The sequence below is a fragment of the Brevibacillus sp. YAE8 genome, from assembly GCF_057543335.1.
On the sequence record NZ_BAAIYG010000050.1, the window covers coordinates 1 to 14,786 of the forward strand.

Sequence of the window (14,786 nt, forward strand, 5' to 3'; positions counted from 1 at the left end):
AAAGGGTTGTGCTTGTTCTTCTGTATTCGTTCATACACCTATCGTATCAGTTTGTTTTATATACTACAACAGATGAACAACAAAAAAGAGTGGAATTTTCAAATACTTGAAGTACCACAAACCTTCGGTTTATTCGTGGTACTCCGTATTTGACCTCACTCTCATCCCGCCCCTAAAGGGGGTGCTATCGCACCGTAGCGGGCTTTCTCGTTCGGAAAATCTGTAAAGGCACCTGTACCGCTGCGCACTTCGCACAGCCGTCAGGTGCCTCTTTGCTTTTTCTCTATACTTCTTCGATCAGGCGCGCCAGCAAAGTCGCGCGTGTCGATATTTCCCCCAGTTCGATCCATTCCTCCGGCGAGTGGGCAAATCCGCCCTTTGCCCCAAGTCCGTCCAGCGTCGGAACCCCGCAGGCAGCGGCGAAGTTGCCGTCGCTTACGCCACCTGTCCCGGATTCCTCCAGCTCCATCCCCAGCTCATGACGGCTGATGGATTTTGCCAGCGCAAACAACACGCCTGTATCCTTGGTACGCTCCATCGGCGGACGGCGAATGCCGCCCGTCACGTTGATGCTCGTGCCCGAAAGTAGCGGCTTGCGCTCGCGGATTACGTTTTCGATGCGTTGCGCCTCTTCCATGGAAACGACGCGCACATCCACCTCTGCCTCCGCGTAATCGGCGACGACATTGGCGCCAATCCCGCCTTTGACTACGCCGACATTGATCGTCGTGCCTTTTTCGTAATCGGTCAGAGCGTGGAGAAATTGGATTTGCCGCGACAGCTCTTCGATGGCCGATACGCCTTTTTGGTGATCGACCCCGGCGTGTGCGGAAATGCCGCGAACCGCCACCGTATAATGCGCGCTGCCTTTGCGCCATGTTTTCAGCGCGCCGCCAGGCTCCGTCGGCGGCTCCAGCACGAAGCTCGCGGCCGAGCGGGACGCTTCCTGCTCTACCAGCCATCTGGAGGTCGGGCTGCCGATTTCCTCGTCGCTGTTGAGCAAGAGCACGATTTTTTTGTCCGCCGGCAAACGGTCCAGCTTCACCAAAGCCCGCAGCGCGAACATCGCCTGCAAAATTCCAGCCTTCATATCATATACACCTGGTCCGTACGCTTTTTCGTCCCGGATGGAAAATGGCCTGCGGGCCGCTTCTCCTTCCAGCCACACGGTATCGTAGTGACCGATGATGAGGATTTGCTTGTCCCCTTCGCCCAATGTGCAGCGCACCTGATCGCCGTATGTCGCATTCGGGATCATCTCCGCCCTGCCGCCTGTCAGCCGTTGAAACTGGAGCGCGAACCAGCCCGCCATCCGGTCGCCCAGCCGTTTGTCCCGCGAAGGCGAGTCCATGTTGACCGCCTCTTCGAGCAATTGCAAAAAGTGATTCATGTTGTCTTGCAAATAAGTCTGGATTGACATAGTGCCTCTTCCTTAATGAGATTGTGAATTGAGTCCGAACAGGCGCTCTAGTCCGTACACTTTTTCCAGCAGCACGATAAAGACCAGACTCAGCAGAATGACAACCGCGGAGATGGAAGCAACCAGCGGGTCAAGCGTTTCCTGCATATAGGTAAAGATCGCAAGTGGAAGCGTTGTCGTGTCCGGTGCCACCAGAAACAGGGAAACCGTCACATTGTCAAACGACGTCAGGAACGAGAAAATCATGCCTGACACAATCGCAGGCCTAAGCAAAGGCAGCGTGATGTCCCAAAACACGCGAAACGGATGGGCACCCAGCATGTAGCCCGCCTTTTCCAGCGTGTAGTCAAATGTGCTAAGCCCGGTGAGCACCAGCCGCACGACATACGGAATGGAAATCAGGATGTGCGCCAAAAGCAGCCCGGTAAACGTACCCGCAATGCCGATGCGCGTAAAAAACAGCAACGCGGAAATCCCGATAATCAGCGACGGCACCGTGAGCGGCGAGAGCATCAGCGCATTGATGAAGCCGCTCCCGCGAAACTTGTACTTGGACAAGGCAAATGCCGCCAGCGTACCGAGCAACGTAGCCAGAACAGCCGTTACCGTCGCCAGCTTGAGACTCGTCCAGAGCGATTCGATAAACTCCGGCCGATCCAAAATCATCGTGTACCATTGGAACGAAAAGCCCTCCGGCGGAAACGCCAAGTATCCGGCAGCCGTAAAGGAGCTTGGAATGATGACCAAAAACGGCAGATTGACCAGCACCAGCACAAAGAACGTGATGAGCCCGAGCACATTCAGCTTTTTCATGACGCAAACACCTCTTTATACCGCTTCGTTTCGATCAACCTCGTGTACAAAGTCACCAGCAAAATCGTACTGCCCAACAGCAGGAAGGCCAACGCCGCACCGAGCGGCCAGTTCAAGGTCGCCATGATCTGCTCATACGCGATCACAGGCATCACCTTCACCGAAGTACCCCCCATCAGGGCAGGAGTGACAAACGCGCTCATCGACAGACTGAAAACGAGTGTCGTCCCGGCGATCATCCCCGGCAAGCAAAGCGGCAGCGTCACCGTAAAGAACGTGCGCATGCGCGATGCGCCCAAAATGGATGCTGCCTTGGACAGCGACGGATCAATCGCGTACAGGCTGGTCGCAATTGCCAGCACCATGTAGGCGATAAACGAGTCGGTCAGGCCGATGACCACCCCAAGCTCGTTGTACAAAAGCCGCAGCGGCTGCTCGATCAGCCCGAGCTTCATGAGCGTTTCGTTGATCCAGCCCTTTTCCCCGAGCACGACCACCCAGCCGAAGTTGCGGATGACCACGCTGATAAGGTGCGGAGCCAAAATCAGCATCGTGACAATCCCGCGCATTTTGCCTGTCGCCTGCGCCATGTACATCGCCACCGGAAAGCCGAGCAAAAGCGTAGCCAGCACGGTCCACAGACTGACGCGGATCGTCCGCCAAAGAATTTCTACGTAAAACGAATCTTGCACAAACAAGGCGTAGTTTTGCAGCGTAAAAGCCTGGTTTTCATCCTGGAAGCTGAGCAGAAGCATGAGCAGCATCGGCAGGATAAATACGCCGAGCAAAACAATCATGGCTGGTGCCGTCAAAAGTGTGATGGAAAGACGCTTGTTCATCCGTCATCCCCTCTCCACGGGCATGACCAGCACGTCTTCTGCGTTCCACTGGCAGTAGACCGTTTTGCCTGCTTCTTGTTCTGCCGACTTGTCGCTCATCTGGACTTTGACAGACAGCGTATGCGCTCCGGTCGCCACCTCGCACTCCGTATAGGAGCCGAGGAACGAGGCAAGCTGCAGATGGCCTTTTACCCGATTCGGCTGCGCCGTGTCCGCCGCCTCCGTCAGCTTGATTTTTTCCGGACGGACGAAAATCACCGCTTTTTGCTGCAAGGCAAACTGGTGCTTCTGCCCTGCAGCCTGCACGAGCAAACCGCCCGTCTTGCGAAGCGTCACGGTGTCGCCTTCGGTCGCGATCACTTCTCCTTCCATCCGGTTTGTCTTGCCGATGAACGTATGGACGAACTCGGAAGCCGGCTGGTTGTAGATCTCGTGCGGAGTGCCGATCTGCTCCACGAAGCCGTGATTCAGCACAACGATCCGGTCGGAGAGCGCCAGCGCTTCCTCCTGGTCGTGTGTCACGAAAATGGTGGTGACGCCAATTTCCTGATGCAGACGCTTCAGCTCGTCGCGCAGTTCCTCGCGCAGCTTCGCGTCCAGATTGCTGAGCGGCTCATCCAAAAGCAAGAGCGACGGCTCAATCACCAATGCGCGCGCGATGGCAATCCGTTGGCGCTGTCCGCCGGAGAGCTGCTTCGGATACCGATCCGCGACGTTTGGCAGCTTGACCAGCTCCAGCACACGATTGACGCGCTCCTGCATCTCCTGCTTTCCGATCTTGCGCAGCTTCAAGCCGTAGGCGATATTTTCCGCCACAGTCATGTGCGGAAACAACGAATACGTCTGAAACACCATTCCCAGTTCCCGCTTGTACGGCGGGACGCCATTCATCCGTTGACCCTTGATGAGCAAATCTCCGCCATCCGGGTCCAAAAATCCGGCAATCATGTTCAAGGTTGTGGTTTTGCCGCAACCGGATGGACCCAAAAACGAGATGAATTCGCCTTGCTCCACCTGCAGGTTGAAGTCCTGAACCACGACATTGTTTTGAAACTTTTTCATGATGCCGCGCAGTTCGACGTCAATCACCTTTGTCACTTCTATACCTACTTTCCTGTTTTGGGTGCGATTTCTTTGTTAAAGCGGTCCAGCCAAGCCGATGTTTCCTTGCTGATGACGTCGTAGTCAAAGTTGACAACCTTCGCGCGGTCAAATGCCAACGTCTTCGCTACATCGTCCGGCAGCTTTACTTCGGTAGCAGGATTGTAGTACAGCTTGGTCGCGTACATCGTCTGCACTTCGTCCGTCAGCAAAAAGTCGATGAACGCTTTGGCTGCTTGCGGATGCTTCGCGCCTTTGACGATTGTGGCGATGTTTGGCACGATATTGCCGCCCTCTTCCGGGAAGACAAATTCCAGCGGCACTCCCGCTTCTTTTTGCGTGAGGCTGCGCGCCATCGTCCAAGTGGTGTAGGCTGCGCTCTTGTTTTGCAGGTTTTGCTGCAGTTGCGCCGCGCTTTTCGCGAATGTCGGCATGTAGCCTGCAAGCGTTGCCATTTTTTCAAAACCAGGCTCGATATTTTTCTCCGATCCACCGTTGGCGTAGGCCAGCATAATCATGGTCGAACGTCCGAAGTTGCTCGCTACATCTGTCATCGTGATGTTGCCCTTCACTTCCGGCTTGGTCAGGTCGTTCCACGACGCCGGAACCGGCAGTCCTTTTTCTTTGACCAGCTCGCTGTTGTACGAGATGCCCATTGGCGTGAAGTTGACGACGACACCGCTGTCATCCGTGACTTTCAAATCTTGCGGCACGTTTTTCACGTTTGGAATGTCCGTGGCAGAGATCGTTTCCCACAAGCCTTCCTGGCGCCCTTTTTCCTGCTCGCCGCCCTCGACGATCGTCAAGTCGATTTGCGGGGAGTTTTTCTGCGCTTTTACTTTCGCGACGATCTCGGTCGATACCCCGGATACGTAGGTCAGCTTGACGTTCGGGTATTTTTCGTTGAATTTCTTGAAGATTTCGTCTTTCATCAGCTTCTCTACAGTAGCTCCGTTCCCCGCGACAACCAGCGTGTCTTCCAGTTGCACTTGTGCTTGCCCGCCGTCTGTATTGCCAGCAGCCGGCGTCGGAGCGGCAGTTTGCGGTGTGGAAGAGCCACAGCCCGCAAGCAAAGAACCAGTCAAAGCAAAAATCGACAGTACAGATAACGCCTTTTTCTTCACGTAAGTTCGACCCCCGTTTTATCTTATTTGTTCACGAATAGAGAACAACGTTTGCTATTCGAGAACGATAGTGCTATCCTATCATAAAGAGACTGACTATTCAAGGTAGTCATATAAAAAGCACCATTGCCTCCATTCAGGATTGCCTGCCCCCTATCTGTGGTAGAATAGGACTAATGCACATAAAGGAGACGTTTTTTATGGACCAAGTATTGTCTTCTGTACGAAACGGTTGCCGACTGTTAAAAATGTTTCTCGATTCTCCCAAAGAGCTTGGGGTGACCGAGCTTAGCAAAAAGCTTCAGCTATCAAAAGGAGCGGTGCACAAGCTGCTTTCCACGCTGGAATCAGAAGGCTTTATTCGCCAAAACGAAAAAACCAAGCAATATACGCTTGGCTATACACTGCTGGAGCTGGGCACGAAGGTGCTCACCAACCACGATATTGTCGATTTTTCCAAACCGTTTTTGACCGGGCTTGTCTCCCGGGTGAACGAGCTGGCCGTCCTGTGCGTGCAAGACTCGAAGGACGCCATCTACGTCGCGAAGGAAGATTCGAAGCATCCTATTCGCTTTACGGTCGAGTCTTTTCGCCGCTTCCCGCTCTACTCGACGACGGCGGCACGGGTGCTGCTCGCCTACCAGCCGGAGTCGTTCCAGGACGAGATATTGGCGGAGCAACCTTTGAAAATGTACACGCCTCACTCCTACACTTCCATCGAAGAGGTCAAAGCCGACCTGCAGGCGATCCGGGAGCGCGGCTACGAGATCAGCTCGAACCGCCGCAACACGGGCGTCACGGGAATTGCCGCGCCGATTTTCGATTCCACCGGACAGGTGACCGCCTCGATCAGCGTGATCGGCCCGACGGATCGCGTGATGCCCAAAAAAGAAGAGATCATCCAGGAAACGCTGGCTACGGTGCGCGACATGTCCACCCAGCTTGGATACCGTTTGCCGTAACCGCGCAGTCAACGAAAGAAGACCTTCCGCACAACGACCGGTTCGCTGTGTGAAAGGTCTTTTTTGTTTAGGCAGCCGTCATTCGCCCCATTTTTGGGCGTACGCTTCCCGCAGTTGTTCCCAGCGGCTCCACGACCAGGCTGGCTGCTCTCCCGCAAGCACTTTTGCCAAAAGCTCGAGATGGGCATGCCAGCCTGCAAGCATCCGGGGCAGCGGCTCCGAGGCGCGCATGGAATGGTCCAGCACTAGGCGGCAGCCTTCCGCTTCCGGTAGCAGCTCCCAGCGAACAGCCGACTCGTTCGCGTCCTTGCTGTTCCATGTATAGGCAAGCAGCGTCGGGGACTGAAGCTCAATTACCTGGCCCTTCATCGCATCTCCCGTATTGTCAAACACCAGCTCGAACTTCCCGCCTTCTGCCAGCTCTACCTTTGCTTGCGCCAGCCATTTTGCGAGCTGTTCCGGCTGAGTGAGCGACTCCCACACCGCTTCCACCGGATGGTTTACAAAAAGCTCTACACGCACGGCAGAGCCGCCAGCGGTTTGCCTGATCGTTGCTTCCATGTACACGTCCCTCCTGATAGTTCGTTCAAGATTTGCAGCTTGCAGACTGCCTAGAACACCTGCCGCCACAGCGCCACGATGACCACTCCCGAAAGCAGCGCCCAGACGATTTGCTTTTTCCAAAACCCTACGGCAAGCGCTACAGCCCCCGCCACCACGTATTCCGGGCTCCACGCTCCTTTTGGCGCGTGAAACAAAATCGGCGGAATCGTCATGGAGCTGAATACCCCGATCGGAACCATTGCCAGCCCGCGCCTGAGCCAAGCCGGAATCCCCCACCTGGAGCTAATCAGCAGCATCGGAACCCTTACAACAGATGACGGGCGTTTAACAGCAAGTTCGAAACGAGAATCGGCCAGCCGACGATGCCCTGCGAGCCCACCGCCGCAAACGGCGAGGAGCCGGCATTGACCAGCAGCGAAAACAGCATCGCCTCCGTCACTCCCAGCCCGGCCTGCCTGGCTAGTATGCCAAACACCATCCCGTCCACGATTCCGGCGGCGGCCACGGGAAAAATTTGTTTCATTCCTTTTACAAACAACGCCTGCGACACGCTCGATGCTCTCCCTTCTCTGTTGCCACCGCCTTGTGCAAGCTGTCTCAGCGCTTCCGCAAGTACGGCCCCCACACCTTTTGCAAAAGCCGGATGCCCGCCTCCATCTCTTCCGTCGTCATGCCGCCAAAGCCGAACTGGAAAGCAGGCAGCGCTTTTGGCTGCGGTTCCATCCATTTGTGTGAGGTAGGGTAGACGCGCACACCCGCAGCCTCCGCGATTTGCGCAAGCTGCAAAGCCGTGCAGTCGCTTGCCACCTCGACTGTCATCGACAGTCCGGCATCCTGTCCTTTCAGCAAAATGTAAGGCCCGAGCTGCTCCTGCAAAATGTGCAGCATCGCATCGTGCTTTTTGCGGTAGAGCGTGCGCATCTTGCGAATATGGCGCTCCCAGTCGCCGTGTTTCATGAACAGAGCCAATGTCTCCTGATGAATCCGCGACGCAGACTGGTCGAAATCCGCCAGTTGCTCGTGGTAGATGGCAAGCAGCTCCTGCGGCAACACCATGTAGCTGATCCGCATCGACGGCAGCAGCGCCTTGGAAAACGTCCCGAGGTAAATGACCCGCCCGTGCATGTCCAGCCCTTGAAGCGAAGGAATCGGTCGGCCGTGATAGCGAAACTCTCCGTCGTAGTCGTCCTCGATAATATAGCCGCCTGTCTGGTTCGCCCAGTGCAGCAGCTTCAGCCGCTTGGCGTACGGCATGACGATCCCCGAAGGGTCCTGATGGGACGGGGTAATGTACACATATCTCGCTCCGCTTTTCCCGAGCGCTTCCACGTCGATCCCGTCCTCCTCCAGCCGAATCGGACATACCGCAAAGCCAAGGTGGGCAAAAACGGAACGCACCCCGTTATAGCCGGGCTCCTCCATGGCGACAATCTGTCCGCGCGGGCCGAACAAAAAGCCGAGCAAGCTAATCATGATCTGCGTACCCGCGCCAATGACAATCTGCTCCGGCGTCGCCTGCACCCCGCGGGCACGGCTCAAGTAGCGGGCAAGCTCCTCTCGCAAAAGCGGCTCCCCTTGCCTGTCGCCGTAATACAGCACGCTCCGGTTCTCTTTTTGCATGCACTGGTTGGTGTATTTGCGCCAGCGCTCGTAAGGAAAGTGCTCCGCATCGACCCGGGCATGGTGAAAATCGTAGCGAATGGAAACTGGTTGCCCGTCCTCCGGCTGCTCCGCTGCATGCGGCACGCGCCCACCCGCAGCGGCAACGCCAACCGCACCAGCGGTCGGTACGCTCTTTTTCCCCGCATGTTCGGGTAGCGGGCCATCCCACTCCATATCTACGACATAAAAACCGCTGCGCTCCCGGCTCTCAATGTACCCTTCTGCCAAAAGCTGATGGTAGGCGCACTCCACGGTCGTTTTGCTGACCTGCAAAAATCCGCTCAAGGCCCGCACAGATGGCAGCCTTGTTCCCGAAGGCAGCCGGCCTTCCTGGATTTCTGCGCGAAAATACCGATAGAGCTGCAAATACAACGCTTCTTTGTCCTCAACCAAGTGGGGACTGATGTCCAGCATGTTCTGTTTTCTCCTCTCCCTGCAACTGACCTGCCTCCTTTTTTTCAATCTGTCCATGTTCACGAAGGCCAAGTCAGTCTATGCTTAATCATATCAGAAAATTTGCACATTTCCTCCCGGTTGGAAAACTTGCCTGCATGCGGCTTTGCGGCACAGCGGAAACCGTCTGGTACCCGCCTCGTAGCCTGAAAGTTATTCTCCGGGAAAAGAAAAACCGACGGAGAAAAGTCTCCATCGGCCCCAGCTTACCCTATTGTCCGTAACAGGCTGACTTCTTTGATCGCATGTTTTACGCGAGATAAGCGTCCCGAACCTGTGGATTTGCCAGCAGAGTCTGCGCATCGTCCTTCAAAATGATTTCACCTGTCTGGATCACGTAGCCGCGGTGCGCCACTGAAAGCGCCTGGTTCGCGTTTTGCTCTACCAGCAGGATCGTCATGCCTTCCCTGTTCAGCTCTGTGACGATGTCAAAAATTTGTTCGACGAGAATCGGAGCCAAGCCCATTGACGGCTCATCGAGCATGAGAATTTTCGGCTTCATCATCAGTCCGCGCGCGATCGCCAGCATTTGCTGCTCACCGCCGGACATCGTCCCGCCTTTTTGGTCGATCCGTTCCTTGAGGCGCGGGAAGTAAGCAAAAGCGCGCTCGATGCCTTCCTCGATCACCTGTTTATCCGATACGCCGAACGCTCCCATTTCCAGGTTTTCGCGTACGGTCAGCTTTGGAAAAATCCGGCGGCCTTCCGGCACATGGGCGATTCCCGCACTGGCAATATCGTGGGTGCGCATCTGGGTAATATCCTTGCCGTTGAAGATCACTTTGCCTTCCTTGGCGCGGGTCTGGCCGCAGATCGTTTTCAGGGTGGTCGATTTTCCCGCCCCGTTGGAGCCGATCAAGGTGACGACCTCACCCTCGTTGACGGTAATGCTCAATCCCTTCAATGCGTGGATACCGCCGTAATAGGTATGAACGTTATTCAGCTCTAGCAATGCCATCGTTTTTCCTCCTTCTACGACACTTCCGACGCACTTTTGCCGAGGTAGGCTTCAATTACGTTCGGGTTGTTGCGGATTTGCTCCGGTGTTCCCTCCGCAATTTTCCGGCCGTAATCCAGTACGTGAATGTATTCGCTGAGTCCCATGACCAGCTTCATGTCATGCTCGATCAAGATAATCGTCAGGTCAAGCTCGCGTTTCAGCTTGCGGATAAAGTCGGTCATTTCGACTGTCTCGCGCGGGTTCATCCCCGCCGCCGGCTCGTCGAGCAAAATAATCTGCGGATTCGTCGCCATCGCCCGAGCGATTTCCAGCCGACGCTGCAATCCGTATGGCAGGCTACCCGCCGCTTCGTTGGCGATATGGGCGATGCCTACATACTCCAGAAGCTGATAGGCTTCTACGCGGGCCTTTTCTTCCTCGACCCGTACGCGCTTGGTGTTGAACAAAATGCCGAGCAACCCGGCTGACAAGCGGCTGTGAACGCCGACCATCACGTTTTCCAGCGCCGTCATTTCTTTGAACAGCCGGATATTTTGGAACGTCCGGGTAATCCCGCGGCTTGCGATCTGATCGGGACGCAGCCCTTTGATGCTTTTGCCGTCCAGGAGAATTTCGCCTTCATCCGGCACGTAAAATCCGGTAATCATGTTGAAAAAAGTCGTTTTCCCGGCCCCGTTCGGCCCGATGACTGCCGTAATGCTTCCCTTGTCTATGGAAATCGAAACGTCCTGGTTGGCTACCAGTCCGCCAAAGCGCTTCGTCAAGTTTTTTGCTTCCAACAATGCCATGCCCTTTTCCCTCCTCGTCCGCTATGACTGCTTGCCAGAAGCCAATTGGGACAGCTTGCCGAGAATCCCCAGCTTTTGTTTGCCATACTCGCTCTCTTTGATCGCGTCGAGATCGTTCTTTTTCCGCTTGGCCGGAATCAGTCCGTTTGGACGATACAAGGCGACGAGAATCAGCATGATCCCGAAGATGAGCCGCTGGAACTTGGACGGGTCCAACTGGTTTGGCAGGTTGATGATGCCGGATTGCTGCAGGCTGTGCAGGAAGTTGGAGAACTCTTTCAGGAGCTGCACCTGCAAAATGGTGACAAAAGCGGCTCCAAGCACGACGCCCGGGATGCTTCCGCTTCCGCCGAGAATGACCATGACCAGAATCCCGATTGATTCCATCAGCGTAAACGAAGTCGGATCGATAAAAGTCTGTTTGGCTGCGAAAATAACCCCGACCACCCCTGCGAAGGAAGCGCCTGTCGCAAACGCGGCCAGCTTTGTATTCAACAGCGAGATCCCCATAGACTGCGCCGCAAGCTCATCCTCGCGCACGGCGATCCACGCGCGGCCCAAACGGGAATGCTCAAAGCGGATATTCGCCAGGACGATAAAGGCGATTACGAACAGGACGATAAAGTAGAAGTAAAACGGCGTCCCCATCTTGATGCCGAACAGCTCCGGCGATGGAATCGGGGTAATCCCTTGCGGACCGTTTGTAATGTTGATCGGTTTGTCCAGGTTATTAAAAATAATCCGAATAATCTCACCAAAACCAAGCGTAACGATGGCGAGGTAGTCCCCTTTTACCCGTAGCACCGGCAGACCGAGCAATATCCCGAAAATCGCGGCCACGATCAAGCCGACGATGAGGAACGGCCAAAACCAGTCACCAGAGAGCGGGAACAGGTTGCCCGCGATAAATTCATTCGCCTGCGAGGTCGAGAAAATCGCGTAGGCATACGCACCAGCAGCGAAGAAGGCGACGTAGCCCAAATCGAGCAGCCCCGCGAATCCGACTACGATGTTCAGTCCGAGCGCCATTGCCACGTAGATGCCGACTTGCGAAGCGACCTCCATGTAGTAGCGGTTTTCACCCGCGACCAGCGGAATGATAATCAGCAGGACAGCGGCCCCGACAATCATCTTGATCGTCTTGGACGTATTCGTGTAATAGACGAGCACGATTGAGGAGAGAATGCCGAGAAACGCGATGACTGATTTGTCCATAAAATGCAGAGCAGCCGCGAAGCCGGCGATCCAAACCAACGTAAGCGCGAGCGGGATTCCTTTGAACGTTTTCCAGGCCAGATTTGCCATTGGTCTCACCTACACTTTCTCTTTCACAGCTTCGCCAAACAGCCCTTCCGGCTTGAAGAGAAGCACGAGGATTAGAATGCTGAACGCGAACACATCTTTGTACTCAGCACCGAATGCGCCGTTGGTCAGCGGCCCCATGAAAGCGCCAGACAGCGATTCCAGTAGCCCGAGCAGCACCCCGCCCACCATGGCTCCGCGCAGGTTGCCGATCCCGCCGAGAACGGCTGCGGTAAATGCCTTCAATCCGAGAATGAAGCCGATATAAGGGTCGATCGTCCCGTAGTTTTGCGCAAACAGCACGCCTGTCGCTCCGCCGAGACTGGACCCGATCAAAAACGTAAGCATGATTACTTTGTCTACATTTATGGTCATCAGCGAAGCCGTGCTCTGATCCTGCGCTACGGCCCGCATGGCGATTCCCCATTTTGTCTTGTTAATGAACAGCGTCAGCGCAATCATCATCACAATGGCGAGCACAATTACAATCAAGCCCTTGGCTGGAATCGCAGCGAAACTGCCTAAAGAAATCGAACCAGTAAAAAGAGTTGGACTGTTCAGATAAAATTCATTGCGAGCCAGCGCTTCCGTAAAACGAACGAGGTCTTGCAGCAAAAACGATACACCGATGGCAGAAATCAGTGGCACGAGGCGCGGCGCTCCGCGTAGCGGCCGATAGGCGACCCGCTCGATTCCTACTCCGAGCGCACCCGTAATCACCATGGCGATTATCAGTGTCAAGAATAGTGCGACAAAAGGGTTCATGCCTTCCAAAGCCCCCAGGGCGTCAGAGATCAACAATACCTCTGTACCGACAAAGGCCCCGACCATGAAAATTTCTCCATGAGCAAAGTTGATAAATTCCAAAATCCCGTAAACCATTGTGTAGCCCAAGGCCACGACTGCGTACATGAATCCAAGTGTTAATCCGTCAACCAACACCTGAGGCAAAATGTTGAGCATCATGCTTTCCCATCCCTCACTTCTCAATAAACTTGTAGAAATTTTCTGCATCCATTCGCATGACTGGACGTGAGTTTCAGTAGAAAAGGGCGAACACAAGCGTGCCGCCCCGGACTGTATGAGGCATGAAAGAGTGTACGGTGATGTTGGCTGCGATTACTCGGCCTTGCCTACAAAAGTGGACTTGTCCTTGTCATACTTGTAAATGAATACATCTGCGTTTACGTTGTCACCTTTTTCATCAAAGGTAACTTTTGTGAATTGCCCCTGAAAATCTTTCGTTTTGTGAACTGCTTCGAGGACTTGCTCGCGTGTTGGTTTTTTGCCACCATTCGCTTTGATTGCTTCCATGACGCCGTTGAGGATGACGTTCATGGAGTCGAAACCGTAGACGGAGTAGGTTTCAAGAGGTTTGTTCGTCGTTTTCTTGTACTCTTCGGCCCACTTCTTGCCCTCTTCGGTCTGCGTCACGTCACCTGCCACTGACGTAAACACGACACCTTCGACGGCATCGCCGGCTATTTTAATCATATCAGAAGAGTCCAAACCGTCGCCACCCATAAAATATCCCTTGTATCCTTTTTCACGGGCTTGCTTGACCAAAATTCCGCCCTCCGGATAAAGTCCCCCGAAAAAGATGATGTCAGGGTTTTTTGCCGTTACCTGGTTCAGTACGGCACTGTAATCTTTTTCGCCTTGCGTGATGCCTTCGTAGCCGAGGAGCTGCACGCCGTCTTTTTCAAACTGCAGCTTCACCTGGTCGCTCAAGCCCTGGCCGTATGCGGTCTTATCATGAATGATGAAAGCTGTTTTCACGCCGAGCGTGTTTTTCGCATACATGGCCGCTTTCGGTCCCTGGGCGTCGTCGCGAGCGCAAATCCGGTGTACGGTTTTCTTGCCTTCCTCGGTCAGCTTCACCGCCGTATTGGCCGGAGACACCATGACCAGCTTGCCTTCCTCGTACTTCACGGACGAAGGAATCGCTACGCCGGAGTTCAGATGGCCCACTACCCCGTACACGTCAGGGTTGGAGATGAGCATTTCCGCGTTCGATACGCCGATCTTCGGGTCCGCCTGGTCATCCTGCGGGAAGAGCTGGATGTCGAAGCCGAGCTTTTTGAATTCTTCCTTGCGCAGATTCAGCGCGTATTCGGCACCCGTCTTGATCGCGTCTCCGAGAGAGGACTGGTTCCCGGAGAGGGGGGTTTGGGTTGCGATTTTGATGACACCACCGTCTGTTGCTCCGCCGCCGCTACCGGAAGTGCTCGTCTGGTTTTGCGCCGGCTGCTGACCACCTCCGCTTGTGTTGGTTCCGCCTGATGAATTGCTGGTTCCTGCGCAACCTGTGAGTGCCACACTCGTCGCCAATACCGCAGATAAAATACTGATGTGAGAGAGTTTTTTCATGCGGAATTGAATCCCCCTTTAATTATTCTTTATTTTTGTCCTCGCCAGACGATCTACCCTACTTACCAGGTTGCGACTCTGTGAGCACTCTTTCTGTTAGGACGGAAGATAGATGTGGCTTGGCTATTATTTATTGTAAAATAAATCTGATAATTTACAAGAGGTAAAATATTTTTTCCAATCATATACCGAATGCTTACATGCTCGTGATTTCATTCCCTGCTATTGAAATCAAATAATTATATCTTTGCTTTATCACCATAAAGCGTTAATGTTATCCATTATATTTACGGCTCTCAAAGTCATAACCACCGGCTTAGCCGGTGGCTTCCATTAGCCCTATAAGGGCATGTTACAAGCAAGCGCCTTAAAGGCGCACTGAAAGTCTGCCAACCGCGTGTTGCCTCGGGCTGCCCCTAAAAAGGGG

General features: G+C 54.4%; 15 protein-coding genes. 1 reads left to right on the plus strand and 14 read right to left on the minus strand.

What is annotated here, in order from left to right; all coding sequences use genetic code 11:
* Window positions 1-283: 283 nt before the first annotated feature.
* From AC27IT_RS26900 to AC27IT_RS26920, 5 genes are read right to left on the minus strand one after another with little or no spacing between them, the layout of a single operon-like run.
* Window positions 284-1,420, minus strand: a complete 1,137-nt coding sequence (locus AC27IT_RS26900) for a M20 family metallopeptidase (protein ID WP_238504426.1) — start codon at window positions 1,418-1,420, stop codon at window positions 284-286.
* A 12-nt stretch (window positions 1,421-1,432) separates the two neighbouring features.
* Window positions 1,433-2,233: an ABC transporter permease gene (locus AC27IT_RS26905; RefSeq protein ID WP_005836118.1), complete on the minus strand. Its 801-nt coding sequence runs from the start codon at window positions 2,231-2,233 to the stop codon at window positions 1,433-1,435.
* A complete protein-coding gene (locus AC27IT_RS26910; RefSeq protein WP_025844399.1) occupies window positions 2,230-3,072 on the minus strand; it encodes an ABC transporter permease in 843 nt (280 codons plus the stop codon). The genes AC27IT_RS26905 and AC27IT_RS26910 overlap by 4 nt, the downstream gene beginning before the upstream one ends.
* Before the next feature lie 3 nt (window positions 3,073-3,075).
* Window positions 3,076-4,170: an ABC transporter ATP-binding protein gene (locus AC27IT_RS26915; RefSeq protein ID WP_487092223.1), complete on the minus strand. Its 1,095-nt coding sequence runs from the start codon at window positions 4,168-4,170 to the stop codon at window positions 3,076-3,078.
* An 8-nt stretch (window positions 4,171-4,178) separates the two neighbouring features.
* The gene (locus tag AC27IT_RS26920; protein ID WP_005836112.1) at window positions 4,179-5,297 is read right to left on the minus strand and encodes an ABC transporter substrate-binding protein; all 1,119 of its coding nucleotides are present in this window, start codon (window positions 5,295-5,297) and stop codon (window positions 4,179-4,181) included.
* A gap of 200 nt (window positions 5,298-5,497) precedes the next feature.
* Here AC27IT_RS26920 and AC27IT_RS26925 point away from each other — a divergent pair, with 200 nt between their 5' ends.
* Entirely contained in the window at window positions 5,498-6,259 is a 762-nt protein-coding gene (locus tag AC27IT_RS26925) for an IclR family transcriptional regulator (protein WP_007787167.1), read from the plus strand.
* A gap of 78 nt (window positions 6,260-6,337) precedes the next feature.
* Here the strand turns inward: AC27IT_RS26925 and AC27IT_RS26930 are convergent, their stop codons facing one another.
* The 9 genes from AC27IT_RS26930 to AC27IT_RS26970 all read right to left on the minus strand — a co-directional run bounded on the left by AC27IT_RS26930 (window position 6,338) and on the right by AC27IT_RS26970 (window position 14,359).
* A complete protein-coding gene (locus AC27IT_RS26930) occupies window positions 6,338-6,820 on the minus strand; it encodes an SRPBCC family protein (protein WP_081774597.1) in 483 nt (160 codons plus the stop codon).
* A gap of 50 nt (window positions 6,821-6,870) precedes the next feature.
* A complete protein-coding gene (locus tag AC27IT_RS26935; RefSeq protein WP_081774596.1) occupies window positions 6,871-7,119 on the minus strand; it encodes an AzlD domain-containing protein in 249 nt (82 codons plus the stop codon).
* Between the two features lie 8 nt (window positions 7,120-7,127).
* Window positions 7,128-7,373: an AzlC family ABC transporter permease gene (locus tag AC27IT_RS26940; RefSeq protein WP_025844397.1), complete on the minus strand. Its 246-nt coding sequence runs from the start codon at window positions 7,371-7,373 to the stop codon at window positions 7,128-7,130.
* 47 nt (window positions 7,374-7,420) lie between these two features.
* A complete protein-coding gene (gene pdxR, locus AC27IT_RS26945; protein ID WP_487092224.1) occupies window positions 7,421-8,899 on the minus strand; it encodes a MocR-like pyridoxine biosynthesis transcription factor PdxR in 1,479 nt (492 codons plus the stop codon).
* A 289-nt stretch (window positions 8,900-9,188) separates the two neighbouring features.
* Window positions 9,189-9,896: an ABC transporter ATP-binding protein gene (locus AC27IT_RS26950; protein WP_007787160.1), complete on the minus strand. Its 708-nt coding sequence runs from the start codon at window positions 9,894-9,896 to the stop codon at window positions 9,189-9,191.
* 14 nt (window positions 9,897-9,910) lie between these two features.
* Window positions 9,911-10,687: an ABC transporter ATP-binding protein gene (locus AC27IT_RS26955; RefSeq protein WP_005826793.1), complete on the minus strand. Its 777-nt coding sequence runs from the start codon at window positions 10,685-10,687 to the stop codon at window positions 9,911-9,913.
* Between the two features lie 21 nt (window positions 10,688-10,708).
* On the minus strand, window positions 10,709-11,992 hold the full coding sequence (locus AC27IT_RS26960; protein ID WP_007787158.1) for a branched-chain amino acid ABC transporter permease: 1,284 nt from the start codon (window positions 11,990-11,992) through the stop codon (window positions 10,709-10,711).
* A gap of 9 nt (window positions 11,993-12,001) precedes the next feature.
* Window positions 12,002-12,952, minus strand: coding sequence for a branched-chain amino acid ABC transporter permease (locus AC27IT_RS26965; protein ID WP_025844394.1), 951 nt, complete (start codon window positions 12,950-12,952; stop codon window positions 12,002-12,004).
* 156 nt (window positions 12,953-13,108) lie between these two features.
* Window positions 13,109-14,359: a branched-chain amino acid ABC transporter substrate-binding protein gene (locus tag AC27IT_RS26970; RefSeq protein ID WP_007787157.1), complete on the minus strand. Its 1,251-nt coding sequence runs from the start codon at window positions 14,357-14,359 to the stop codon at window positions 13,109-13,111.
* Window positions 14,360-14,786 lie beyond the last annotated feature (427 nt).